Here is a 20,315-nt window from a genome sequence, read left to right as displayed (position 1 = left end):
CATATGGGTGAACTGACCGACAAGGTGAAGGCTGCGGGCAACAAGGCCGCCGGTGCCACGAAGGAAGCGATCGGCAAGGCCACGGATAATGAACGCCTGGAAGCCGAAGGCAAGCTGCAGAAGGCGAAGGGAACGGCCCAGGATGTGGCCGGCTCGGTCAAGGGTGCGCTCGGCGACAAGATCTGACGCCCCACCGTCTGCACGAACGAAGAGGCTCCACCGACAGGCGGGGCCTTTTTCGTTTCTGTCCTATCTGGTTAAGCTCATGCTATAAGAACGGGGCTGCTTTCCGATAGGATCGCGGCTCCGCAATATTATGTCAGAATGTGCGGGAAATGTGCGAAGTTAAGCCTGTTCCGCCAGATAGGCCTTCACGTCGCGGCGCAGTTCGCCGGCGCACAGATAGAGGGCGATGACATTGGGGATCGCCATCAGGAAGAAGCTGCTGTCGACGATGCCGACCACCCGGCCGAGGTCGATCGCGGCGGCCGGGGGCAGGGCGACGACATAGAGGATCTTGTAGACCCATTGGGCGCGTGGGCCATTGCCGAACAGATAGCCCCAGGCCTGAAGACCATAGAAGCCCCAGGCGACCAGCGTCGAATAGGCGAAGAGGAAGACGACGACGGCGAGCAGCCAGGGGAACCAGGGCGACACCTTGGCAAAGGCGGCGGAGGTGATGGCGATGCCCTCCAGCCCGTTGTTCCAGGTGCCTGCGACGACCAGTGCCAGCCCGCCCAGCGCGCAGACGATCATCGTGCCGAGCAGCGGCTCCAGCAGCGCGACAAGCCCTTCAGATACCGGATGGCGGGCGCGGGCCAGGCTGTGCGCCATGACGGCGGAGCCGACGCCGGCCTCGCTGGCGAAAACCGCGCGGCGCATGCCCGCGACAAAGGCGCCGATCGCCCCGCCGGTGGCCGCATCGCTGGAAAAGGCGCCGTGCCAGATCAGCGCCAGCGCGCCGGGAATGGCGTCGGCATGGAGGATCAGGATCGCCGCGACGCCGCCCAGATAGACGGTGACCTTGAGCGGGGTCAGGCGCTTCGACACTTCGCCCAGCCAGGCCGCGCCGCCCATCGTCACCAGCGCGACGGCGGCCGCGATGAACACGCCATAGGCCCAGCCATTGGTCATGCCGGTGACCACCTTCACCTGGGCGAAGCTCTGGTTGACCTGCACCATCGGGATCGCGCCGAACAGGGCGAAGAAGGCATAGGCGCCGCCGAGCACCAGGCCGACTTTGGGCCAGCCGCGCGCAGCGCCGACGGCTTTGAGCACATACATCGGCCCGCCATGGACATGGCCGCGTTCGTCGAAGACGCGATATTTGAGGCCCAGCGTGACCTCCGCCATCTTCACCGTCATCGCGAACCAGCCGATGATGAACATCCACAAGATCGCGCCCGGCCCGCCCATGGTAAGCGCCACCGCGACCCCGGCGATATTGCCAAGGCCAATGGTGCCGGACAGGGCGGTGGAGAGCGCGCCCCACTGGCTGACATCGCCCTTCGCCTCGCCCTCATGCGGCTGGCTGCGCAGGATGCGGATCGCCCGGCCGACCTGGGTGACATTGGGGAAGCCCAGCCAGATGGTGAAGAACAGCATGGGGAGCGCGAGATAGAGCACGATCAGTTCGATCTGCGCGCCGAACAGGGGAACCTTGAAGAAGACTGCGCTGGACAGCGCGTCGACGGCGGCGTTGAAATTTTCCATGCGGCGGCGATGCCGGGACAGCGGTGGAAAGTCGATCAAAGATTGCTATGGGGGAGGTGAGTTTTACCCATAGCCGCCTTGGGGCAGGATCGCATGAGCAGACAATATTTCGGCACTGACGGTATTCGTGGTCGCACCAACCAGTGGCCGATGACGCCGCAACTGGCGATGAAGGTCGGCATGGCGGCCGGCACCCATTTCCAGCGCGGCAGCCATCGCCACCGGGTGGTGATCGGCAAGGATACCCGCCTGTCGGGCTATATGGTCGAAAATGCGCTGGTCGCGGGCTTCACCGCGGTCGGCATGGATGTGGTCCAGTTCGGCCCGATCCCGACGCCGGCCGTCGCCATGCTGGCCCATTCGATGCGCGCCGACCTGGGCGTCATGATTTCGGCCAGCCACAATCCCTATTATGACAATGGCATCAAGCTGTTCGGTCCGGATGGCTACAAGCTGTCGGACGAGGATGAGCTGAAGATCGAGGCGCTGCTCAACCAGGATGTGCCGCTGGCCGCGTCCAAGGATATCGGCCGCGCCCGCCGGGTCGAGGACGCGCGTGGCCGCTATATCCATGCGGTCAAGTCCAGCTTCCCCGCCGACCTGCGCCTCGACGGACTCAAGATCGTGGTCGATTGCGCCAATGGCGCCGCCTATCAGGTCGCGCCGTCGGCCTTCTGGGAATTGGGGGCGGAAGTGGTCGCGGTCGGCGTCACGCCCAACGGCACCAATATCAATGACGGCTGCGGATCGACCTCGCCCTTGCTGTGCCAGGAAACCGTCGTGTCGTCCGGCGCCGACATCGGCATTGCGCTGGACGGTGACGCCGACCGGCTGATCGTGGTCGATGAAAAGGGCCAGATCGTCGACGGCGACCAGATCATGGCGCTGATCGCATCCAATTTCGCCCGCGCCGGCACGCTGCGCGGTGGCGGGCTGGTGGCGACGATCATGTCGAACCTGGGCCTCGAACGCTTCCTGACCGGGCAGGGCATCGGCCTGGAGCGCACCAAGGTGGGCGATCGCTATGTGCTGGAGCGGATGCGCGAAGGCGGCTTCAATGTCGGCGGCGAACAGTCCGGCCACATGATCCTGTCGGACTATGCGACGACCGGCGACGGCACGGTGGCGGCGCTGCAGGTGCTGGCCGCCTTGGTCCGCTCGGGCAAGCCGGCGAGCGAGACGCTGCACCAGTTCGATCCGGTGCCCCAACTGCTCAAGAATGTCCGCTTCGCCGGCGGCAAGCCGCTGGAGGATGAGGCGGTGCAACGCGTGATCGCCCAGGCCGAGGCTGAACTGAACGGATCGGGCCGGCTGGTCATCCGCCCGTCCGGCACCGAGCCGGTGATCCGCGTCATGGCGGAAGGCGACCGCGAGGATCAGGTCAAGGATGTGGTCGAGCGTATCTGCGCCGCGGTCGAGAAGGCGGCGGCGTGATGCTTGCCGCTATTATCCCGTTCGCCCTGAGCGAAGTCGAAGGGCAGCGCCGACCGCAGGGAGGTGTCTTCGCCTCCGCTCAGACAAGGGCTTCGACTTCGCTCAGTCCGAACGGAGTTATGAACCATGCTTGAAATGCGGCCCGATTGCGAACGCTGCGGCACCGACCTGCCGGCCGATGAGCCCGGCGCGTTCATCTGTTCGTTCGAATGCACTTATTGCGCGCCCTGTGCCGAGGCGCTGGACGATCGCTGCCCCAATTGCGGCGGCGAACTGATGGACCGGCCGACCCGGATGGGCAAGGCGCTGGCGAACAACCCCGCCTCCACGGAGCGCAAGTTCAAGGGATGACGCTGCCCCGTATCCTCATCATCGCCGGGTCGGACAGCGGCGGCGGCGCCGGTATCCAGGCGGATATCAAGACGGTCACGCTGCTGGGCGGCCATGCCATGACCGCGATCACCGCGATCACCGCGCAGAACACGCTGGGCGTGCAGGGCGTCCATCCGGTGCCGACCGAGATGGTGCTGGCGCAGATGGACAGCGTGATCAGCGACATCGGCGTCGACGCGGTCAAGATCGGCATGATCGGTTCGGCGCAGACGGCGGCAGCGGTGGCCGAGCGGCTGGCGCTGCTGGCGCATGTGCCGATCGTCTTCGACCCCGTCATGGTCGCGACCAGCGGATCGCTATTGGCCGACGACGCGACCATCGCGGCGTTCGAGCGACTGATGGCGATCGCCACGCTGGTGACGCCCAATATCCCCGAACTGGCGGCGCTGGGCGGCGAGGAAATCGCGATCCGTTTCGCCACCCATGTGCTGGCCAAGGGCGGTCATGGCGAGGGGCCGATGCTGACCGACCGGCTGATCGGGCCGCAGGGCGTGCGCAAGGCGTGGAGCAATGCGCGGATTGACACGCGGCACAGCCATGGCACTGGCTGCACCCTGGCGAGCGCGATCGCGACCGGCCTGGGGCAGGGGCTGGACCTGATCGAGGCGGTCGAGCGTGGCCGCAAATATGTGCGCGAGGCACTGGCGCTGGCGCCGGGGCTTGGCGCGGGTCATGGCCCGATGGGCAATCCCTTCGGCTTCCACGCCTATGCCTGATTTTGCGCATGAACTGATCCATCATCCCGGCCTGGTGGCGGGGGTGGACGAAGCCGGGCGCGGGCCACTGGCGGGGCCGGTGGTCGCGGCCGCCGTCATCCTGCGGCAGGAGGATTGCCCCGAGGGCCTCAATGATTCCAAGAAGCTGACCGCCAAGCGCCGTGCCGCGCTGGAGGGCGAGATCAAGGCCCGCGCGCTGTGCTGGGGGCTGGGCATCGCCAGCGTAGCCGAGATCGACGAACTCAACATATTATGGGCGACGATGCTGGCCATGACCCGCGCGGTCGAGGCGCTGGGGCAGGAGTGCGCCCATATACTGGTCGATGGCAATCGTTGTCCCAACTGGCGCTGGTCCTCGACCGCGGTGGTGGAGGGCGACGCCAAATGCTTGTCGATCGCCGCCGCATCGATCCTGGCCAAGGAAGAGCGCGACCGGATCATGATCGCGGCGGCCGCCGAGCATCCGCATTATGGGTGGGAGAGCAACAAGGGCTATGGCAGCGCCAAACATATGGCGGCGCTGCGTGAGCATGGGCCGACGCCGCTGCACCGGCGCAGTTTTTCGCCGGTGGCGCAACTGCTGCTGATCTGACGATGCTGTCCCGTCGCGGGGCGGGATGGGCATGATTTGAGGACTGGCGCGGGTGTAGCGCATGCTTAAGAAGGGATTCATGTCCTTCGCCCGTTCCGGCCTTTCCAGCCTGTTCCTGCTTGTCGGCGCGCTATCGCTGCCGGTGCAGGCGGCTGCGCCGGTCAAGCGCGCGCGGCCGGCGGCCAAGGCCGGCGCACTGGCACCGGGCGGCTATCGCTGGCTGGAGGAAGGGCCGCTCGACGGGCCGATCCATCTGGTCATCAGCATCGATCGGCAGATGGCCCATGTCTATAGCGGCGACCGGCTGGTCGGCATGGCGAGCGTGTCGACCGGCATGGCCGGGCACAGCACGCCGACCGGCGACTATCCGATCCTGCAGAAGAACCAGTGGCACCGCTCCAATCTCTACAGCAATGCGCCCATGCCCTTCATGCAGCGGCTGACCTGGGACGGCATTGCGCTGCATGCCGGGCATAATCCGGGCTATCCGGCCAGCCATGGCTGCATCCGCCTGCCCTATGCCTTTGCCCAGAAGCTGTTCGGCATGACCAGCCTGGGAGGGCTGGTGACGGTGACCAGGGATCGGCTGCATCCCTCGCTGACGATCGAGCAGATGGCGGCGGCGGATTCCATGGCCAAGGTCGCTGCGCCGGCGCCGGCAAAGCCGGTGCTGGATATCGACCCGATCATCTTCATGCCGAGGGTGTCTCGCCGCTGACCGATCAGCGCTGGGCCAGTGCCGAGCGCCGCATCGAATAGCCGAAATAGAGCAGCGCGGCCGCGCCAACCCAGACCGCGAACAGCGCATAGGTGTCGGCCGGCAGGCCGAAGATGAGATAGGCGCAGAAGAGCGTGCTGGCGATCGGCAGGACCGGATAGAAGGGCACCTTGTAGCCGCGCGGCAGGTCCGGCCGGGTGCGGCGCAGGATGATGACGCCGATCGACACAGTGGCAAAGGCGATCAGCGTGCCCATGCTGGTGAGGTTGACCAGCACGTCCAGCGGCACGAAGGCAGCGAGCAGGGCGACGCCGATCGCGACGATCCACGTATTCTGGCGCGGCACATGGCGCACCGGATCGACCCGGCAGAAGAAGGCGGGCAGCAGCCCGTCGCGGCCCATGGCATAGAGGATGCGGGTCTGGCCGTAGATCACGACCAAAGTGACGCTGAAGATCGAGGCGATGGCGCCCAGCGACAGGATCACCGCCGGCCAGCCCGCGCCGGTGAGGTTGTGGAGGATGACGGCCAGGCCCGCTTCCTGCCCGGCAAAGTCGGTCCAGGGCTGGGCGCCGATCGCCGCGACCGCGACCAATATATAGGCGGCGGTGACGATCAGCAGCGACAGGATGATGGCGAGCGGCAGGTCGCGGCGCGGATTGCGTACTTCCTCGCCGGCGGTCGAGACCGCGTCGATGCCGATATAGGAAAAGAAGATGGAGGAGGCCGCAGCGCCGATGCCGACCATGCCCTTGGGCGCGAAGGGGTGGAAGTTGGTCGGCTGGAAATGGGCGAGCGCGACCGCCACGAACAGCGCCAGCACGGCCAGCTTGGCGATCACCAATATGGCGTTGGCGGTGGTCGATTCCCGTGTGCCGCGCAGCAGCAGGATGAGGCACAGGCCCACCAGCAGCACGGCGGGCAGGTTGACGATGCCGCCTGCGCCGGGCGGCCGGGCGATGATGACGGGCAGGCGCCAGCCGGTGCTGATCGAGAGAAGTTCATTGAGATATTGCCCCCATCCCACGGCGATGGCGGAGGCGGAGACGCCATATTCCAGCAGCAGGCAACTGCCGATCAGGAAGGCGGCGAGTTCGCCCATGGTCGCATAGGCATAGGAATAGGAGGAGCCCGACGCCGGCACAGCCGAGGCCATTTCGGCATAGCAGAGCGCGGTCAGCGCGGCGGTGATGCCGGCGATGACGAAGGACAAAGTGACCGCCGGCCCCGCTTCGGGCACGGCGGTGGTCAGCGCGACGAAGATGCCGGTGCCGATGGTCGCACCGACGCCCAGCATGGTCAGCTGGAACAGGCCGATATTGCGGGCGAGCGGTTTCGCGTCGGGATCGTCGCCGATGAAGTCGAGCACCGGCTTGCAGCGCAGCAGCGCGATCAGGAGCGGATGGCGGGGCGATCGGTTCGTCATGCTCCGCCGCTGTCATGCCGCGCGCGGGAAGGCAAATGAATATCGTGTGAGAATGGCGCGGCGGGACCGGTGAGGGCGCGCGATTGTCGGCGGGTCGCCGCTGGGCTAGGCATGGGGGGTGTTGGCCGCCGACCTGTTCGGCTTGGGATGGATGATCGAGCCTTGATGGATCAGAAGCGATTGCCTGGCGCGCGGAAATGGGCGCGATCCATGCTGATGGTTGCAGCGGCGATGCTGCTGCCGGCGATGGCATCGGCAGCGGATGTGCCGAGCGGCGGCACCATATCGGTCTCCATGCAGGAGGATGCGAGCGGGCAGGCGGGCGCGGCCGACGCCTTTGTCGATGCGGCCACCCTGGCCCTGTCGGACAAGGGCTTCACCTTGCTGGACGATGGCCATGCCGCGCTGGTCATGGAACTGGTGATCCGGGCGTCCGAGGTCGGGACCGGGACCGGCAAGGTCGAGAAGAGCAATTCCGACCTGATGCCTGGCGGCGTATCCGGCGCGGTGGGATCGAGCCTCTCGCTGGCGGTGCCGTCCGGCAAGACGCGCCATGTGGCGCTGGAACGCACCGAGCTGGAGATGCGCCTGCATCGGCGCGGCGACGCGGCCGTGATCTGGAGCGGCAGCGCGGTGACGGTGCGCCCGGCCGACAAGCGGGCTAGTGCTGCCACGGCGCTGTGCAACGCGCTGCTGCGCGCCTATCCCGAGCAGCCCGAAACGGTGATCGGCGTCCCCTAGATTTTCGCGATCACCTCTTCGCCGATGCGGGCGGCATTGTCGCACCATTCGGAACGGCTGCGGCCCTTGACCGTGACGCCGCAGGCGGTGACGCCCAGTTGAGCATAGGTGCCGATGCGGTCGACGATCTGCTGGTTGGAGAGATCCTCGCCCGGCTTGTTGACTCCGCCCAGGATCACATCGGGCAGGTCGGTGCGGCCGACCTGCGCCGCATAGTCGCGCATATAGGCGATGCCGGCCTGAAGATCGGCCTCATTCTCCATCGCGGCGGTGCGGGTGGTGGCGCTGTTGACCCCGCCGCCGGCGGTGAAGAAGGGGTTCCAGCCGTCGGCGAGATCGACCACGCGGCGGATCGCGCGCTTGGCATTGCCGCCGACATAGAGGGGCAGGCCGGGCTTTTGCGGCGATCCGGGGATGATGCGGTTGCCGAAGGCCCGATAGCCCGTGCCCTCGAAGACGAATTCTTCGCCGCTGGTGGCAGCACGGATGGCGCGCAGATATTCGTCCATCAGTTCGTTGCGCTGGTCGAAATCGACGCCCAGCGCGCGATATTCGCCCTTGAGATAGCCCGCGCCGACGCTGAGCGTGACCCGGCCGCCGGCAAAGGCGTCGAGCGTGGTGATGTCGCGCGCGACGATGAAGGGATTGCGATAGGGCAGGACGAGGATGCCGGTCTGGAGCCGCAGGGTCGTGGTGTGGGCGGCGAGCAGGGCCAGCATGACGAAGGGTGATTGGGCATGATGGCCGCCAGCGTCGAGCCAGCGGCCGGTCGGCACCGGATGGTCGGTGACGAGGCCGGCGTGGAAGCCGGCCTGTTCCACCGTGCGGCCGATTTCGGCGACCGCCGCCATCGTACCGAACTCGTCGGGCAGGTCGGCATGGTCGAAGGGCAGGGGGACGTTGATCTTCATGCGTCGGACACTCCATGCGGTTCGACCAGCACCCATTGGCGGGCGGCGTTGCGGACCCAGCCGGACGAGGCCCAACTGCCGCCGTCGACCGGCAATATGGTCCCGGTGATGTAGCTGCTCATGGGCGAGGCGAGGAACAGGGCGGCCTGGCCGCATTCGCGGTCGATGCCGGGCCGTTGCAGCGGGATGCGGCGCGCCGTGGCATCGGCCATGGCGGGCGACACGGGGAACCATGTCGCTTCGTCCACCGGGCCGGGGGGATTGCCGCGTGTGCCCGGCGTCGTCGTGAAATCGGGCGCGATCGCGTTCACGCGGATGCCATGATCTGCCAGTTCGAGCGCCATGGTCCGGGTGAAATTGTTCATCCCCGCTTTGCACGCGGCATAGACGGCATAGCCGGGTGCGGCGCGCGATCCTTCGATGCTGGAGACGTTGATGATGTTGCCGCCGCGCCCGCCCGCGATGATGTGCGGCACCGCGGCCGAGGTGGCGGCGAGCATCGAGACGAGGTTGAGGTCGATATGGCGGCGCCAGCTATTCTGGCTCTGGTCGAGGAAGCTCTTGCGACCGACGCCGCCGGCATTGTTGACGAGGATGTCGATCCGGCCGAAGCGGGCCTGGGCAGCAGCGACCATCGCCGCGACCTGATCGGGCTGGGCCATGTCGGTCGGGATGGCGATGCAGGCGCGGCCCAGTTCCGCGACCCGTGCCGCGACTTCGGTTCCTCGTTCAGGGATGATGTCGGCAATGACGATGTCGGCGCCAGCTTCTGCCAGGGCCAGCGCAATGGCGCGGCCTAAGCCTGCGCCGCCGCCGGTGACGATGGCGACCTGATCGGTGATGCGGCACTGGTCTGGCGCCATGGCGCGATCCTCCTCCCCCTTTTGGCCGTCAGTTCGCGGCCAAGGGGGAAGGTGAGTCAATCGCATGCCCGGTCATATCGACCGGGCGATGGTGCTTATTGGGCGGTCCAGCCGCCGTCGATCGAGAGATTGGCGCCGGTGATCTGGGCGGCGGCTTCGCTGCAGAGATAGAGAGCGGTGGCGGCGACCTGTTCGGCGGTGACGAACTGCTTGGTCGGCTGGCCGGCGAGCAGCACGTCGTTCATCACCTGCTCGCGGGTCATGTTCCGCGCCTTCATCGTGTCGGGAATCTGGTTTTCCACGAGCGGGGTCCAGACATAGCCGGGCGAGATGCAGTTGGCGGTGATGCCGAAGGTGGCGACTTCCAGCGCGACCGTCTTGGTGAAGCCGTTGAGGCCATGCTTGGCGGTCACATAGGCGCTCTTGAAGGGCGAGGCGACCAGCGAGTGGGCCGAGGCGGTCTGGATGATCCGGCCCCACTTCTTGTCCTTCATGTACGGGATGGCAAGGCGCGTGGTGTGGAAGGCGGCATTGAGGTTGAGCGCGATGATGAGATCCCATTTGTCGAGCGGGAATTCCTCGACCGGGGCGACATGCTGCATGCCGGCATTGTTGATGAGGATGTCGATGCCGCCGAAGGCATCGGCCGCTTCCTTCATCATCGCCTCGATCTGATCGACCTTGGTCAGGTCATGGCCGCTGTAGAGCGCCTTGGCGCCCGAGAGCGCTTCAAGGCCGAGCCGTTCCTTCTCGATTCCGTCCGCATCGCCGAAGCCGTTGATCACGACATTGGCGCCTTCGCCGGCCAGCGCCTTGGCATAGGCAAGCCCGATGCCCGAGGTGGAACCGGTGATCAGGGCGGTCTTGCCAGCGAGGGACTTGCTCATGCCATTTTCTCCTTGAGATGATCCGGCGCGTCGAGATCGAAGGTCGCGCTCTTTCCGTCGAGAATGTTGCGGGCGATGAGGTCGCCCTTGTGCATCACTTCTTCCACCGCCTCGCGACCCTGGCTCCAATGGTCGAGCATGGTCGCGCGGGAAAATTCGAAATCCTTGGCGCCGCTTTCCCAGGCGCGGGTGCGGTAGATGAGGTGGACGATGTTGACCGATCCGCCATCGAGCATGTCGCGCAGCTTCTGCGCCTCCGGCCCGTCCTGCAATTCGGGCGGCAGCTTGTCGAGCAGCGCCTTGATCGCGCCATGCTCGCGGCGCAGGCGCAGATACTGGTCGGTCACCTGCCGGGTGCGGCTGCTATACTGGATGTCCTTCATGCGCGAATAGACATCGGTCATCTGCCGCGGCATCGGCCCTTCGGCCGGGAAGAGATCGACCTGGAACACCAGCATGTCGTCGGTCTGGTGGTTGAGGACATGGGCGAGCGGGGTGTTGGAGACGATGCCGCCATCCCAATACCAGCGCCCATCGATCTCGACCGGGGGCAGGCCCGGCGGCAGCGCGCCCGAGGCCATGATATGGCGCGCGTCGATGCGGGTGTTGCCGCCCGGTCCGCGCGTGTCCCAATAAGCGAAATTGCCGGTCTCGACATCGACCGCGCCGACCGACAGCCGGACCGGCCCGTCATTGAGCAGATCCCAGTCGACGCAGGCGTCGAGCGTCTCCTTCAAGGGCGCGCTGTCATAGAAGCTGATCGCGCCGGCCGATCCTTCCGGCATCAGCGGCGCGGGCCACAGGCGCGGGCGGAACATGCCCGGCACGCCCAGCGTCGCGACCGTGCCGGCGGCCATCAGATGGGCGGCTTCGCGGATATGGTCGATTTCCGGCAGGATCATGTTGGGCATGCCGCCCGAGACGGTCAGCCAGAATTTCTTGAGCTGGCTCAGGCGCCGGTGCGGCGGGTTGCCAGCGATGATCGCGGCATTGACCGCGCCGATCGAAATGCCCGCGACCCAGCTGACATCGACCCCCAGTTCATCGAGCCGCTGATAGACGCCAGCCTGGAAGGAGCCGAGCGCGCCACCCCCCTGCAACAGCAATGCGACTTCGCGGGGGAGGGGGAGGGGCGTGGTGGCGCGGCGGCGCGGTCGGGATTCGGTGTCGGCCATGTCGCACTGCAATATAGGTTTTGGTCCGGCCATTCCAACTTAATGTCTCGTAACAAAGTCCTTCCCGTCGATGGAACGTGCATCGTCAGCCGATGGTTTGCAGCCAGCCGGTTATGCAGTAGGCACGGGAACAGGATGCGAGGGAGGCCAGGGTGCGGCTCGACGACGAACAGGAAAGCAGCAATTTCGAGGTGCAGGACGGGCGCGGCGGCGGTTTCGGCGGCGGCGGCGGGATGGGCGGCCTGGGATTGCTGCTGCCGCTGATCGGCAGTCGCTTTGGCTGTGGCGGCATCGTCGTGGTGCTGATCATCCTGGCGGTGATGGGCGTCAATCCGCTCAGCCTGCTGGGCGGCGGTGGCGGCGTGCAGCAGCAGGCGCCGCAGAGTGCGCCGGCGGGCAGCCAGGATGCGAGCAAGCTGACCGAGATCCAGCATTGGTCATTGAAGGTGCTGGGATCGACCGAGCGGGTCTGGGGCCAGATCTTCAAGGAAGCCGGCCAGACCTATCAGCCGACCATCCTGTCCTTCTATGCGCAGAGCGGCACGTCGGGCTGTGGCGCGGCGCAGAGCGCGATGGGGCCATTTTACTGCCCGAACGACCAGAAGGTCTATCTCGACACCGATTTCTTCACCGAATTGCGCGATCGCTTCGGCGCGCCGGGCGATTTCGCCCAGGCCTATGTGATCGCGCATGAGGTGGGCCATCATGTCCAGGATCTGGAAGGCACGCTGGGCCAGGTGAACCAGCAGCAGCGCCGCGTTAGCGAGGCACAGGGCAATGCGTTGCAGGTGAAGGTGGAGCTGCAGGCCGATTGTTATGCCGGTGTCTGGGCCAAGCGCACGGGCCTGATGGAGCCGGGCGACCTGGAAGAGGGCATGAAGGCGGCGCAGTCGATCGGCGACGATACGCTGCAGAAGTCGGCCGGGCGGCGGCCCGTGCCCGAAAGCTTCACCCATGGCACCAGCGAGCAGCGCATGAGCTGGCTGCGCAAGGGGCTGGACAGTGGCGATCCGGCCCAGTGCGATACGTTCAAGGGGGCGCTGTAGGCGCGATCAATGTTCGGCGTTGGGGGAACCTGGCGGCGGCAAATCTGATGACCCCGGACTGACGGACGCGGTCGCGTCCAGCGGCGGCATGATGCTGGGCTGGCCGGCGTCGGCCATGGGCTCACCCGAAGCCGGGACGGCAAAGTCCTGCGGTGCACTGGGGGCGACGGGCGGAGGCGGCGGCGCAACCGGCGTGGCGACCGGCTGAGCTTCGCTAGGCTGAGGAACCGGCTGGTGATGCGGCGCGAAATTCTGCAGCGCCAGGACGATCATCGGTGCGACCACCAGCGTGCCGCCGGCAAAGACCTTGTACATCATCGATTGACCCGCATTCCCGCCTGAAAATGGAAAGAGATTCGGGCCTTAGCGGCAAGACATGAAAAAATGTCTGCGCTTTATTGGTTAATGCTGATCAAGCTTCGCCAGCAGCGCCAGCATGTCATCCGGCAGAGTGTCGCGCTGCGCGGAGAAGCTGGACCGCAGCGCCTTGCCCACGCCTTCATAGGGCAGGGGCAGGGCGACATTGACGACGCGGGCGCCGCCGCTGTCCCGTCCCGGTGCCGATCGGCCAAGAGGTTTGCGCTGCATTTCCATGAGACACAGAACGGCCATGTAAGCCAAAAGTTTCTGGATTTCGTCGCATTCGGGCGCGATATCGCCGTCAACGAGGAGACGGAAGCGTGACGGACTGGATCGACCTGGAAGCGCGGATACGCGCGCATTCGCCATTTCTGGCGCGGCAGATGGACCGCTATCCGGCCGTCGTCGCGCTGCTGGCGACGGGCGATTTCGACGCGGCGATGGCAGCGGCACAGGCGCAGGGCGTGCCAGAGGATGGCGTGGCCAAATCGCTGCGGCGGCGGCGCGGCGCGATCGCGCTGGTGACGGCGGCGGCAGACCTGGCCGGGGCCTGGGACATGGACCGGGTGACGCGCACCCTGTCCGACTTTGCCGATCAGGCGCTGGCGGAGGCGCTGGCGGCGACCTTTGCCGAACGTTACCCCGATGCCGTGCCGCAGGGCTTCATCGTGCTGGCGCTGGGCAAGCATGGCAGCCGCGAACTCAACTACTCGTCCGATATCGACCCGATCCTGCTTTATGACCCCACCACCCTGCCGCATGGCGAGCGGGAGGATGTGGCCGACGCGGCGGTGCGGATCGGCCGGCGGGTCAGCGAGGTACTGAACGCGCGCGATGGCGACGGCTATGTCTTCCGTGTCGACCTGCGGCTGCGGCCATCCCCGGAAGCCACGCCGATCGCGTTGCCGGTGGAGGCGGCGATCGGCTATTATGAGTCGACCGCGATGGGCTGGGAACAGGCGGCCTTCATCCGCGCCCGGCCGGCGGCGGGCGACATGGCGCTGGGCGACTATTTCCTGCGCCAGATCCGCCCCTTCGTGTGGCGGCGCAGCCTGGACTTCGGCGCGATCGATGCGATCACCGACATCAGCCGGCGCATCCGCGACCATTATGCGCAGGGGCAGGCGTTCGGGCCGGGCTATGACCTCAAGCGCGGGCGCGGCGGCATTCGCGAGGTGGAGTTTTTCGCCCAGGTCCATCAGCTGATCCATGGCGGGCGTGACCCGTCATTGCGGTCGGGCCATACGCGCACGGCGCTGCGGGCGCTGGCGGCGGCGGGGGTGATCGAGGCGGAGGTGGCCGCGCGGCTGGACGAGGCCTATGTCTTGTTCCGCACGATCGAGCATCGCCTGCAGATGGTCGAGGATCGCCAGACCCATGAATTGCCCAAGAACCCGGATTCGCTCGACAATGTCGCGCGCTTGCACGGCCTGACGGACCGGGCGGCGCTGCTCGACCTGCTGCGGCCCCATGTCGAATGGGTCGGCGCCAATTATGACCGGCTGACTGCCGCGCCCGACGATGGCAGCCTGTCGCATGACGAGGACAGGTTGAAGGCGCAGCTTAAGGAGATGGGTTTTGCCGATGCCGACTGGGCGGCGGCGCGGGTCGCCCATTGGCGCGACGGCACGATCCGGTCGCTGCGCAGCGGCGCGTCGCGCGAGGCGCTGGAGCGGCTGTTGCCGGTGCTGATGCCCGCGATCGCCACCGCGCCCGATCCGGGGCGGGCGCTCAACCGGCTGGACGACATGATCGGCCGGCTGCCGAGCGCGATCAATTTCTTCAAGCTGCTGGGCGCGCGACCTGGGCTGGTCGAACTGCTGGCGCAGATATTGAGCCATGCGCCCGCGCTCGCCGATGTGCTGAGCCGCCGGGTCGAGCTGCTCGAAGGGCTGATCGATGCGTCGGCCTTCGATCCCGTGCCGCCGGTCGATGTCCTGGCGCAGCAATTTTCCGCGCTGGAGGCGGGCGAGGATTATCAGGCGCTGCTCGACCGGGTGCGGCAGCGGGTGAATGATCGCCGCTTTGCGCTGGGCGTGCAGATCGTGCGCGGCGGCGATCCGCTGGAGGCCGGGCGCGGCTATGGCCGGGTGGCGGAGGCCGCGATCGAGGCGCTGGCGGGCGCCACCGTAACCGAATTCGAGAGCGCCCATGGCAAGGTGCCGGGCGGCGAGATGGTGATCCTGGCGCTGGGGCGGATGGGCGGCGGGGTGCTGACCCACGCATCGGACCTGGACCTGGTTTACCTCTTCACCGGCGATTTCCTGGCGGAATCGGATGGGGCGCGGCCACTGGGCGCGACCCAATATTTCAACCGCCTCGGCCAGCGGATCACCAATGCGCTGTCGGTGTCGACGGCGGCGGGGCCGCTTTATGAGGTGGATACGCGGCTGCGGCCGTCGGGCGCGCAGGGGCTGCTGGCGGTCAGCCTCGACAGCTTCGCCAAATATCAGCGCGAGGAAGCCTGGACCTGGGAGCATCTGGCGCTGACGCGGGCGCGGCCGGTGTTCGGATCGGCGCAGGCGCGTAGCGCGCTGGAGGCGATCCTGACCGAGACGCTGCAGCGTCCGCGCGATTTCGACGAACTGGCACGGCAGGCGGTGAAGATGCGCGGCGACATTGCCCGGCACAAGCCGCCGGCAAGCGAGCTGGACGTCAAGCTGGTGCCCGGCGGGCTGGTCGACATCGAGTTCCTGATCCACATCAGCCAGTTCCATTATCGCCTGGGGTTCGACCCGGATCTGGGCGAGGCGCTGGCCGAACTGGTGGCGGCCGGCCATCTGCCCGCCACGCTGATCCCGGCGCAGGAATTGATCACCCGCTTCCTGATCGTGTCGCGGCTGGTGTCGCCCAAGTCGACCGAGCCGCCGGAGGCGACCCGGCCGCTGGTGGCGCGGGCCTGTGGCGCGGCCGATTGGGACGCGCTGCTTGAAAGCTATGCCAAGGCCCGGCAAAGCGTCGGCGACGCATGGCGCGCGCTGGCCGCGCCCTATCAGGAGAATCAAGATGCTTGAACAGGGAGCGATGCTGCCCGACGTGGCGCTGAAGGATGCGGATGGCGCGGATTTCAGCCTGGCGCGCTATCGCGGCAAGCCGGTGGTGGTCTATTTCTATCCCAAGGCGGATACGCCCGGCTGCACCAGCGAGGCGAAGGATTTCACCGAACTGGCGAGCGACTTCGCGGCGCTGGGCGTCGCGGTGATTGGCGTGTCGAAGGACAAGCCGGCCAAGCTGCAGAAGTTCGGTGACAAATATGGGCTGGCGGTGACGCTGGCGTCGGACGAGCCGGGCACGGCCTGCGAGGCGTTCGGCACCTGGGTCGAAAAGTCGCTTTATGGTCGCCAATATATGGGGATCGCGCGGGCGACTTTCCTGGCGGACGGCGACGGCAAGGTCGTGCGGGTCTGGCCCAAGGTGAAGGTCAAGGGGCATGCCGCCGAGGTGCTGGAGGCGGCGAAGGCGCTTTGACCCTGCCACCTGCGATTGATTCCGTGGGCGCGGGGTGCGCCCATGTGCTCCATATCGCCGACCCGACCGCCAAGCTGATGGCGGCGCGGGCGGTGGCGCGTAGCTGGCGACTGGGCCGGCTGGCGCATCGGTTCGACATGGCGATGCCCGATCGGCCGGCCCGGCCCGATGCGCCCGAACTGCTGCCGCCGGGGCAAATGCCCAAGCGCAGCAAGATGGGCACGGATCGCGGGCGGATCGCGATGCTGCACGCGCTGGCGCATATCGAGTTTGTCGCGATCGACCTGGCGTTCGACCTGATCGGGCGCTTTGGCGGCGAATTTCCGGCAGGCTTCACCGATGAATGGATGCGGGTTGGCGCGGACGAGGCGATGCATTTCGCGCTGCTCGACCGGCGGCTGCGGCAATTGGGCAGCCATTATGGCGCGCTGCCCGCGCATGACGGGCTGTGGCAGGCGGCGAGCGAGACGGCGGGCGATGCGCTGGCGCGGCTGGCCGTGGTGCCGATGGTGCTGGAGGCGCGGGCGCTGGATATCACGCCGGCCACGATCGCGCGGTTCGAGGGGGTGGGCGACCATATATCCGCAAGGATGTTGCAGCGGATTATGACGGATGAGATTCGCCATGTTTCGGCCGGGACGACATGGTTCAGCCAGGCGACGAACCGATTGGGCCTAGACCCCGTCAAACATTACCAAATCCTTGTGAAACGCCATTTTCGGGGGAGCGTTAAGCCACCGTTCAACGACTCGGCGCGTCGGCAGGCCGGTTTGACGCGGGATTTCTACGACGCGCTTGCAAGCTGAGCGGCGATTTGCAGTCTGCATCCAGCGGGGGCGATCTAGGTCGCCATTTTATTGAACATGGGGAACCCACGAGAGGCAAAAGCCTTCGCGGGCATAAGTCGGGGTCGGCATGTTGATTCTTCGTACTGTGAATGCGCTGGGTGCGCGTTGGTTCCAATCGGCCAGCAAGACGGCCAAGATTTTCGGGATGGTCGGCATGGTAGGCGTGATGTGCGCCGCTGCTCCGGCCAACGCCAAGGATGAAGATGATCCCTATGGCGACGCCTCGGAAATCAATACCAGTGCGCTCGGCCCGGCCGATGTCGGCTTCTCCAACATCTTCTCCAGCCTGCAGCGCATGGACGGCAACGCCAAGACCGCAGCCTATATCCCCTCGGGCCGCCCGGTCGAGAAGCTGTCGCTGACCTCGAACTTCGGCGTGCGTTCCGACCCGTTCAACCGCAGCGCCCGCATGCACAAGGGCATCGATATTCCAGGGCCCATCGGCACCCCGATCCACGCGACCGCCGACGGCATCATCAGCCGCGCCGGCTGGGCCAGCGGTTATGGCAACCTGGTCCAGATTTCGCACGGCAATGGCATGGAAACCCGCTACGGCCATATGTCGAAGCTGCTGGTTGCGCCCAACTCCTATGTCCATCGCGGCCAGGTGATCGGCCTGATGGGGTCGACCGGCCGTTCGACCGGCAGCCACCTCCATTATGAAGTCCGCGTCGATGGCGCGGCGATCAACCCGATCCCGTTCGTCGCCGGTCCCGATTATCTGATCGCGATGAACACCAAGCCGCCGGTCGCCATGGGCGGCCCGACCAAGGCGGACGAAAAGGCCGTCGACTGATCGACCGCTTTTGATCCCGACTTTTCCAAAGCCCCGGCGCCCATGGGTTGCCGGGGCTTTTGCTTGATCCTATCTAGGCGTCATGGCCGATATTGACCTCACCCCCTCCGCTGCCGCGCGCGTCGCGGCGATCGCCGCCAAGCAGGGCAAGCCCGCCATATTGCGGCTGGCCGTGGAAGGCGGCGGCTGTTCGGGCTTTCAATATCGCTTTGGCTTGGCCGAGCAGGTGGAGGCCGAGGATCTGGCGGTGGAGCGCGATGGCGTGACGCTGGTGGTGGACGATGTCAGCCTGGACCTGGTGCGCGGCTCTGCGGTCGATTTCGTGTCGGACCTGGGCGGCGCGGCGTTCAAGGTGACCAATCCCAACGCGACCGCGGGTTGCGGCTGCGGCACCAGCTTCTCGGTCTGATCGGCGCATTGGCTTGTAGACGCAGCCCACTTCTCTAAAGGGAAGTGGACAGCGAAAGAGACAGGTCCATTATGCGTATCGCCACCTTCAACATCAACGGCATCAAGGCGCGGTTGCCGCGCCTGCTGGAATGGCTGGACGAGACCCGGCCCGACATTGCCTGCCTGCAGGAAATCAAGACGTCCGACGAGACCTTCCCGGTCAAGGATATCGAGGATGCGGGCTATGGCGTGATCTGGCACGGGCAGAAGGGCTTCAACGGCGTGGCCATCCTGGCGCGCGGCGACCAGCCGGTGGAAGTGCGCCGCGGCCTGGAGGGCGAGCCCGAGGACGAGCAGAGCCGTTATCTGGAAGCCGATGTGAAGGGGGTGCGGGTGGCCAGCATCTACCTGCCCAACGGCAATCCCCAGCCGGGGCCGAAATTCGATTACAAGCTGCGCTGGATGAAGCGGCTGCGGGAACGGGCGGCGGAAATCTGGGCGGAGGAAGTGCCCGCCATCCTGGCCGGCGACTATAATGTCATCCCGCGCGACGTGGATATCTATTCGCCCAAGGCAATGGCGGACGATGCGCTGATGCAGCCCGAAAGCCGGGAGGCCTATCGCCGGCTGCTGGGCGATGGCTGGACCGATTCGATCCTGACCCGCCATCCGGCCGGGGGCGTGTGGACCTATTGGGACTATCAGGCCGGTGCCTGGCCGCGCGACGCGGGCTTCCGCATCGACCATCTGCTGCTGAGCCCGGCGGCGGCCGACCGGCTGGTCGACGCCCAGGTCGATAAGGCGTTTCGTGGCCGGGAAAAGGCGAGCGATCATGCGCCGACCTGGGTCGAACTGCGCGATATCTGAATTTAATCCGGATATTATTGACTCTATTATATCCGGGTAATAAATCCCGTGTCGAAGGAGATTCGGCATGGACCGCACATTGACGGCCTTTTCGGGCGACTATTGGATCGCGACCGGCGACGAGGATGAGGTGCGCGCGGCGCTGCGTGCCATGGGGGACGACGCGCAGAATATCCTGCTGTTCGACGATCGCACCGGACGGCAGGTGGATATCGACCTGCAGGTCGATGCGGCGCCGCGGGGGCGGGGGCGACCCAAGATGGGGGTGCAGGCGCGCGAGATCACCCTGCTGCCGCGCCATTGGGACTGGTTGGCGGCGCAGCCGCGCGGCGCCTCCGCCACGTTGCGGCAGCTGGTGGAGGATGCGGTGAAGGCGAGCGCGGACAAGCCATCGCCCCGCGCGGCGATGGACGCGGCCTATCATTTCCTGACCGCGATGGCGGGCGACCGGGCCGGCTATGAAGCGGCGATCCGCGCGCTCTATGCCAGGGACAGGGCGGCGTTCGAGGCGGCGGCGGAAGGCTGGCCCGGCGCGATCCGGGCGCATGGTCTGGCGCTGGCGGAGCCGGCCTTTTCCGCCTAGCCTGCGCATCGCAATGATCGGAGAGGCTGGATGACGGACGATTTCCTCCAGGGCATAGTGCATGAGGCGGCCGATGACATGCAGGCGGCGATCCGGGCCGACGCCGGCATCTTCGCCCTGTGGCAGGGGCTGACGCCGCTTGGCCGCAACGAGTTCATCTGCTGGGTCGAGGATGCCAAGCAGGCCGCAACCCGCGCGCGGCGCATTGCGCGCACTGTCGAGGAATTGCAGGAGGGCAAGAAGCGGCCCTGCTGCTGGGCCGGCTGCATCCACCGCACCGACAAGGCGCCAAGCCGCTGGCAGCAGGCGGTGCTGATCGAGGGGAGGGGGAAGCGGCGCTAGGCCGGCGTGGACAGATTCAACGCTCGTCGAAGGGCCGGGATGGGTG

24 protein-coding genes are annotated in these 20,315 nt (G+C 66.5%); 16 read left to right on the top strand and 8 right to left on the bottom strand.

What is annotated here, in order from left to right; genetic code table 11:
• Positions 1 to 3: 3 nt before the first annotated feature.
• The gene (locus BRX37_RS10685; protein WP_004210977.1) at positions 4 to 186 is read left to right on the top strand and encodes a CsbD family protein; all 183 of its coding nucleotides are present in this window, start codon (positions 4 to 6) and stop codon (positions 184 to 186) included.
• 159 nt (positions 187 to 345) lie between these two features.
• Here the strand turns inward: BRX37_RS10685 and BRX37_RS10680 are convergent, their stop codons facing one another.
• Positions 346 to 1,713 (bottom strand): alanine/glycine:cation symporter family protein, encoded by a 1,368-nt coding sequence (locus BRX37_RS10680; RefSeq protein WP_004210978.1) that lies wholly within the window; start codon positions 1,711 to 1,713, stop codon positions 346 to 348.
• A gap of 93 nt (positions 1,714 to 1,806) precedes the next feature.
• On the opposite strand from BRX37_RS10680, the gene glmM reads away from it, so the two are divergent.
• The 5 genes from glmM to BRX37_RS10655 all read left to right on the top strand — a co-directional run bounded on the left by glmM (position 1,807) and on the right by BRX37_RS10655 (position 5,566).
• Positions 1,807 to 3,147 (top strand): phosphoglucosamine mutase, encoded by a 1,341-nt coding sequence (glmM, locus tag BRX37_RS10675; protein WP_069337719.1) that lies wholly within the window; start codon positions 1,807 to 1,809, stop codon positions 3,145 to 3,147.
• Positions 3,148 to 3,273: 126 nt separating this feature from the next.
• Positions 3,274 to 3,498: a DUF1272 domain-containing protein gene (locus tag BRX37_RS10670; protein ID WP_010337632.1), complete on the top strand. Its 225-nt coding sequence runs from the start codon at positions 3,274 to 3,276 to the stop codon at positions 3,496 to 3,498.
• On the top strand, positions 3,495 to 4,256 hold the full coding sequence (gene thiD, locus BRX37_RS10665) for a bifunctional hydroxymethylpyrimidine kinase/phosphomethylpyrimidine kinase (RefSeq protein WP_125986860.1): 762 nt from the start codon (positions 3,495 to 3,497) through the stop codon (positions 4,254 to 4,256). Before BRX37_RS10670 ends, thiD begins: the two co-directional genes overlap by 4 nt.
• Positions 4,249 to 4,848: a ribonuclease HII gene (locus BRX37_RS10660; RefSeq protein WP_125986858.1), complete on the top strand. Its 600-nt coding sequence runs from the start codon at positions 4,249 to 4,251 to the stop codon at positions 4,846 to 4,848. The genes thiD and BRX37_RS10660 overlap by 8 nt, the downstream gene beginning before the upstream one ends.
• 79 nt (positions 4,849 to 4,927) lie before the next feature.
• On the top strand, positions 4,928 to 5,566 hold the full coding sequence (locus BRX37_RS10655; RefSeq protein WP_125986856.1) for a L,D-transpeptidase family protein: 639 nt from the start codon (positions 4,928 to 4,930) through the stop codon (positions 5,564 to 5,566).
• A gap of 4 nt (positions 5,567 to 5,570) precedes the next feature.
• Here BRX37_RS10655 and BRX37_RS10650 read toward each other — a convergent pair whose 3' ends face one another.
• Complete coding sequence (locus tag BRX37_RS10650) at positions 5,571 to 6,992, bottom strand: APC family permease (protein WP_125986854.1); 1,422 nt, start codon at positions 6,990 to 6,992, stop codon at positions 5,571 to 5,573.
• 210 nt (positions 6,993 to 7,202) lie between these two features.
• Here BRX37_RS10650 and BRX37_RS10645 point away from each other — a divergent pair, with 210 nt between their 5' ends.
• A complete protein-coding gene (locus BRX37_RS10645; RefSeq protein ID WP_318276664.1) occupies positions 7,203 to 7,733 on the top strand; it encodes a hypothetical protein in 531 nt (176 codons plus the stop codon).
• Here the strand turns inward: BRX37_RS10645 and BRX37_RS10640 are convergent.
• From BRX37_RS10640 to BRX37_RS10625, 4 genes are all read right to left on the bottom strand, one after another.
• The gene (locus BRX37_RS10640) at positions 7,730 to 8,644 is read right to left on the bottom strand and encodes an LLM class F420-dependent oxidoreductase (RefSeq protein ID WP_125986850.1); all 915 of its coding nucleotides are present in this window, start codon (positions 8,642 to 8,644) and stop codon (positions 7,730 to 7,732) included. The two genes, BRX37_RS10645 and BRX37_RS10640, sit on opposite strands and share 4 nt — an antisense overlap.
• Positions 8,641 to 9,507, bottom strand: coding sequence for an SDR family NAD(P)-dependent oxidoreductase (locus BRX37_RS10635; protein WP_125986848.1), 867 nt, complete (start codon positions 9,505 to 9,507; stop codon positions 8,641 to 8,643). Before BRX37_RS10635 ends, BRX37_RS10640 begins: the two co-directional genes overlap by 4 nt.
• Before the next feature lie 95 nt (positions 9,508 to 9,602).
• A complete protein-coding gene (locus BRX37_RS10630; protein ID WP_125986846.1) occupies positions 9,603 to 10,394 on the bottom strand; it encodes a 3-hydroxybutyrate dehydrogenase in 792 nt (263 codons plus the stop codon).
• On the bottom strand, positions 10,391 to 11,569 hold the full coding sequence (locus BRX37_RS10625; protein WP_048939007.1) for a patatin-like phospholipase family protein: 1,179 nt from the start codon (positions 11,567 to 11,569) through the stop codon (positions 10,391 to 10,393). The genes BRX37_RS10630 and BRX37_RS10625 overlap by 4 nt, the downstream gene beginning before the upstream one ends.
• Before the next feature lie 152 nt (positions 11,570 to 11,721).
• On the opposite strand from BRX37_RS10625, the gene ypfJ reads away from it, so the two are divergent.
• Entirely contained in the window at positions 11,722 to 12,615 is an 894-nt protein-coding gene (gene ypfJ / locus BRX37_RS10620; protein ID WP_004210998.1) for a KPN_02809 family neutral zinc metallopeptidase, read from the top strand.
• 6 nt (positions 12,616 to 12,621) lie between these two features.
• Here the strand turns inward: ypfJ and BRX37_RS10615 are convergent, their stop codons facing one another.
• Both BRX37_RS10615 and BRX37_RS10610 read right to left on the bottom strand, forming a co-directional pair.
• Positions 12,622 to 12,933 (bottom strand): hypothetical protein, encoded by a 312-nt coding sequence (locus BRX37_RS10615; RefSeq protein ID WP_234831841.1) that lies wholly within the window; start codon positions 12,931 to 12,933, stop codon positions 12,622 to 12,624.
• Positions 12,934 to 13,017: 84 nt separating this feature from the next.
• Positions 13,018 to 13,209: a hypothetical protein gene (locus tag BRX37_RS10610; RefSeq protein ID WP_037491094.1), complete on the bottom strand. Its 192-nt coding sequence runs from the start codon at positions 13,207 to 13,209 to the stop codon at positions 13,018 to 13,020.
• Between the two features lie 86 nt (positions 13,210 to 13,295).
• Between BRX37_RS10610 and BRX37_RS10605 the strand changes: the two genes are divergently transcribed.
• The 8 genes from BRX37_RS10605 to BRX37_RS10570 all read left to right on the top strand — a co-directional run bounded on the left by BRX37_RS10605 (position 13,296) and on the right by BRX37_RS10570 (position 20,269).
• Positions 13,296 to 15,989, top strand: coding sequence for a bifunctional [glutamine synthetase] adenylyltransferase/[glutamine synthetase]-adenylyl-L-tyrosine phosphorylase (locus BRX37_RS10605; RefSeq protein ID WP_125986844.1), 2,694 nt, complete (start codon positions 13,296 to 13,298; stop codon positions 15,987 to 15,989).
• Complete coding sequence (bcp, locus tag BRX37_RS10600; RefSeq protein ID WP_125986842.1) at positions 15,982 to 16,443, top strand: thioredoxin-dependent thiol peroxidase; 462 nt, start codon at positions 15,982 to 15,984, stop codon at positions 16,441 to 16,443. Before BRX37_RS10605 ends, bcp begins: the two co-directional genes overlap by 8 nt.
• Positions 16,440 to 17,249: a ferritin-like domain-containing protein gene (locus BRX37_RS10595; protein WP_125986840.1), complete on the top strand. Its 810-nt coding sequence runs from the start codon at positions 16,440 to 16,442 to the stop codon at positions 17,247 to 17,249. Before bcp ends, BRX37_RS10595 begins: the two co-directional genes overlap by 4 nt.
• 109 nt (positions 17,250 to 17,358) lie before the next feature.
• Positions 17,359 to 18,087, top strand: coding sequence for a M23 family metallopeptidase (locus tag BRX37_RS10590; RefSeq protein ID WP_004211009.1), 729 nt, complete (start codon positions 17,359 to 17,361; stop codon positions 18,085 to 18,087).
• Between the two features lie 82 nt (positions 18,088 to 18,169).
• Positions 18,170 to 18,496: an iron-sulfur cluster insertion protein ErpA gene (gene erpA, locus BRX37_RS10585; protein ID WP_004211010.1), complete on the top strand. Its 327-nt coding sequence runs from the start codon at positions 18,170 to 18,172 to the stop codon at positions 18,494 to 18,496.
• 71 nt (positions 18,497 to 18,567) lie between these two features.
• The gene (gene xth / locus BRX37_RS10580) at positions 18,568 to 19,344 is read left to right on the top strand and encodes an exodeoxyribonuclease III (RefSeq protein WP_004211011.1); all 777 of its coding nucleotides are present in this window, start codon (positions 18,568 to 18,570) and stop codon (positions 19,342 to 19,344) included.
• Between the two features lie 67 nt (positions 19,345 to 19,411).
• On the top strand, positions 19,412 to 19,927 hold the full coding sequence (locus BRX37_RS10575) for a DUF2239 family protein (protein WP_125986838.1): 516 nt from the start codon (positions 19,412 to 19,414) through the stop codon (positions 19,925 to 19,927).
• A gap of 30 nt (positions 19,928 to 19,957) precedes the next feature.
• On the top strand, positions 19,958 to 20,269 hold the full coding sequence (locus BRX37_RS10570; RefSeq protein ID WP_125986836.1) for a YdeI/OmpD-associated family protein: 312 nt from the start codon (positions 19,958 to 19,960) through the stop codon (positions 20,267 to 20,269).
• Positions 20,270 to 20,315: the final 46 nt, after the last annotated feature.

It is taken from the genome of Sphingomonas sp. S-NIH.Pt3_0716, assembly GCF_003950715.1.
GTDB lineage: Bacteria > Pseudomonadota > Alphaproteobacteria > Sphingomonadales > Sphingomonadaceae > Sphingobium > Sphingobium yanoikuyae_A.
This window is presented reverse-complemented; position numbering and strand designations above follow the sequence as displayed.

Coding starts and splice junctions, on each gene's coding strand:
- BRX37_RS10650 (WP_125986854.1), bottom strand. CDS start 6,992: ATGACGAACCGATCGCCCCGCCATCCGCTCCTGATCGCGCTGCTGCGC.
- bcp (WP_125986842.1), top strand. CDS start 15,982: ATGCTTGAACAGGGAGCGATGCTGCCCGACGTGGCGCTGAAGGATGCG.
- BRX37_RS10615 (WP_234831841.1), bottom strand. CDS start 12,933: ATGATGTACAAGGTCTTTGCCGGCGGCACGCTGGTGGTCGCACCGATG.
- BRX37_RS10645 (WP_318276664.1), top strand. CDS start 7,203: ATGCTGATGGTTGCAGCGGCGATGCTGCTGCCGGCGATGGCATCGGCA.
- BRX37_RS10680 (WP_004210978.1), bottom strand. CDS start 1,713: ATGGAAAATTTCAACGCCGCCGTCGACGCGCTGTCCAGCGCAGTCTTC.
- BRX37_RS10640 (WP_125986850.1), bottom strand. CDS start 8,644: ATGAAGATCAACGTCCCCCTGCCCTTCGACCATGCCGACCTGCCCGAC.
- BRX37_RS10630 (WP_125986846.1), bottom strand. CDS start 10,394: ATGAGCAAGTCCCTCGCTGGCAAGACCGCCCTGATCACCGGTTCCACC.
- BRX37_RS10590 (WP_004211009.1), top strand. CDS start 17,359: ATGTTGATTCTTCGTACTGTGAATGCGCTGGGTGCGCGTTGGTTCCAA.
- xth (WP_004211011.1), top strand. CDS start 18,568: ATGCGTATCGCCACCTTCAACATCAACGGCATCAAGGCGCGGTTGCCG.
- BRX37_RS10575 (WP_125986838.1), top strand. CDS start 19,412: ATGGACCGCACATTGACGGCCTTTTCGGGCGACTATTGGATCGCGACC.
- BRX37_RS10660 (WP_125986858.1), top strand. CDS start 4,249: ATGCCTGATTTTGCGCATGAACTGATCCATCATCCCGGCCTGGTGGCG.
- BRX37_RS10625 (WP_048939007.1), bottom strand. CDS start 11,569: ATGGCCGACACCGAATCCCGACCGCGCCGCCGCGCCACCACGCCCCTC.
- BRX37_RS10635 (WP_125986848.1), bottom strand. CDS start 9,507: ATGGCGCCAGACCAGTGCCGCATCACCGATCAGGTCGCCATCGTCACC.
- erpA (WP_004211010.1), top strand. CDS start 18,170: ATGGCCGATATTGACCTCACCCCCTCCGCTGCCGCGCGCGTCGCGGCG.
- glmM (WP_069337719.1), top strand. CDS start 1,807: ATGAGCAGACAATATTTCGGCACTGACGGTATTCGTGGTCGCACCAAC.
- BRX37_RS10685 (WP_004210977.1), top strand. CDS start 4: ATGGGTGAACTGACCGACAAGGTGAAGGCTGCGGGCAACAAGGCCGCC.
- BRX37_RS10570 (WP_125986836.1), top strand. CDS start 19,958: ATGACGGACGATTTCCTCCAGGGCATAGTGCATGAGGCGGCCGATGAC.
- BRX37_RS10670 (WP_010337632.1), top strand. CDS start 3,274: ATGCTTGAAATGCGGCCCGATTGCGAACGCTGCGGCACCGACCTGCCG.
- thiD (WP_125986860.1), top strand. CDS start 3,495: ATGACGCTGCCCCGTATCCTCATCATCGCCGGGTCGGACAGCGGCGGC.
- BRX37_RS10610 (WP_037491094.1), bottom strand. CDS start 13,209: ATGGAAATGCAGCGCAAACCTCTTGGCCGATCGGCACCGGGACGGGAC.
- BRX37_RS10655 (WP_125986856.1), top strand. CDS start 4,928: ATGTCCTTCGCCCGTTCCGGCCTTTCCAGCCTGTTCCTGCTTGTCGGC.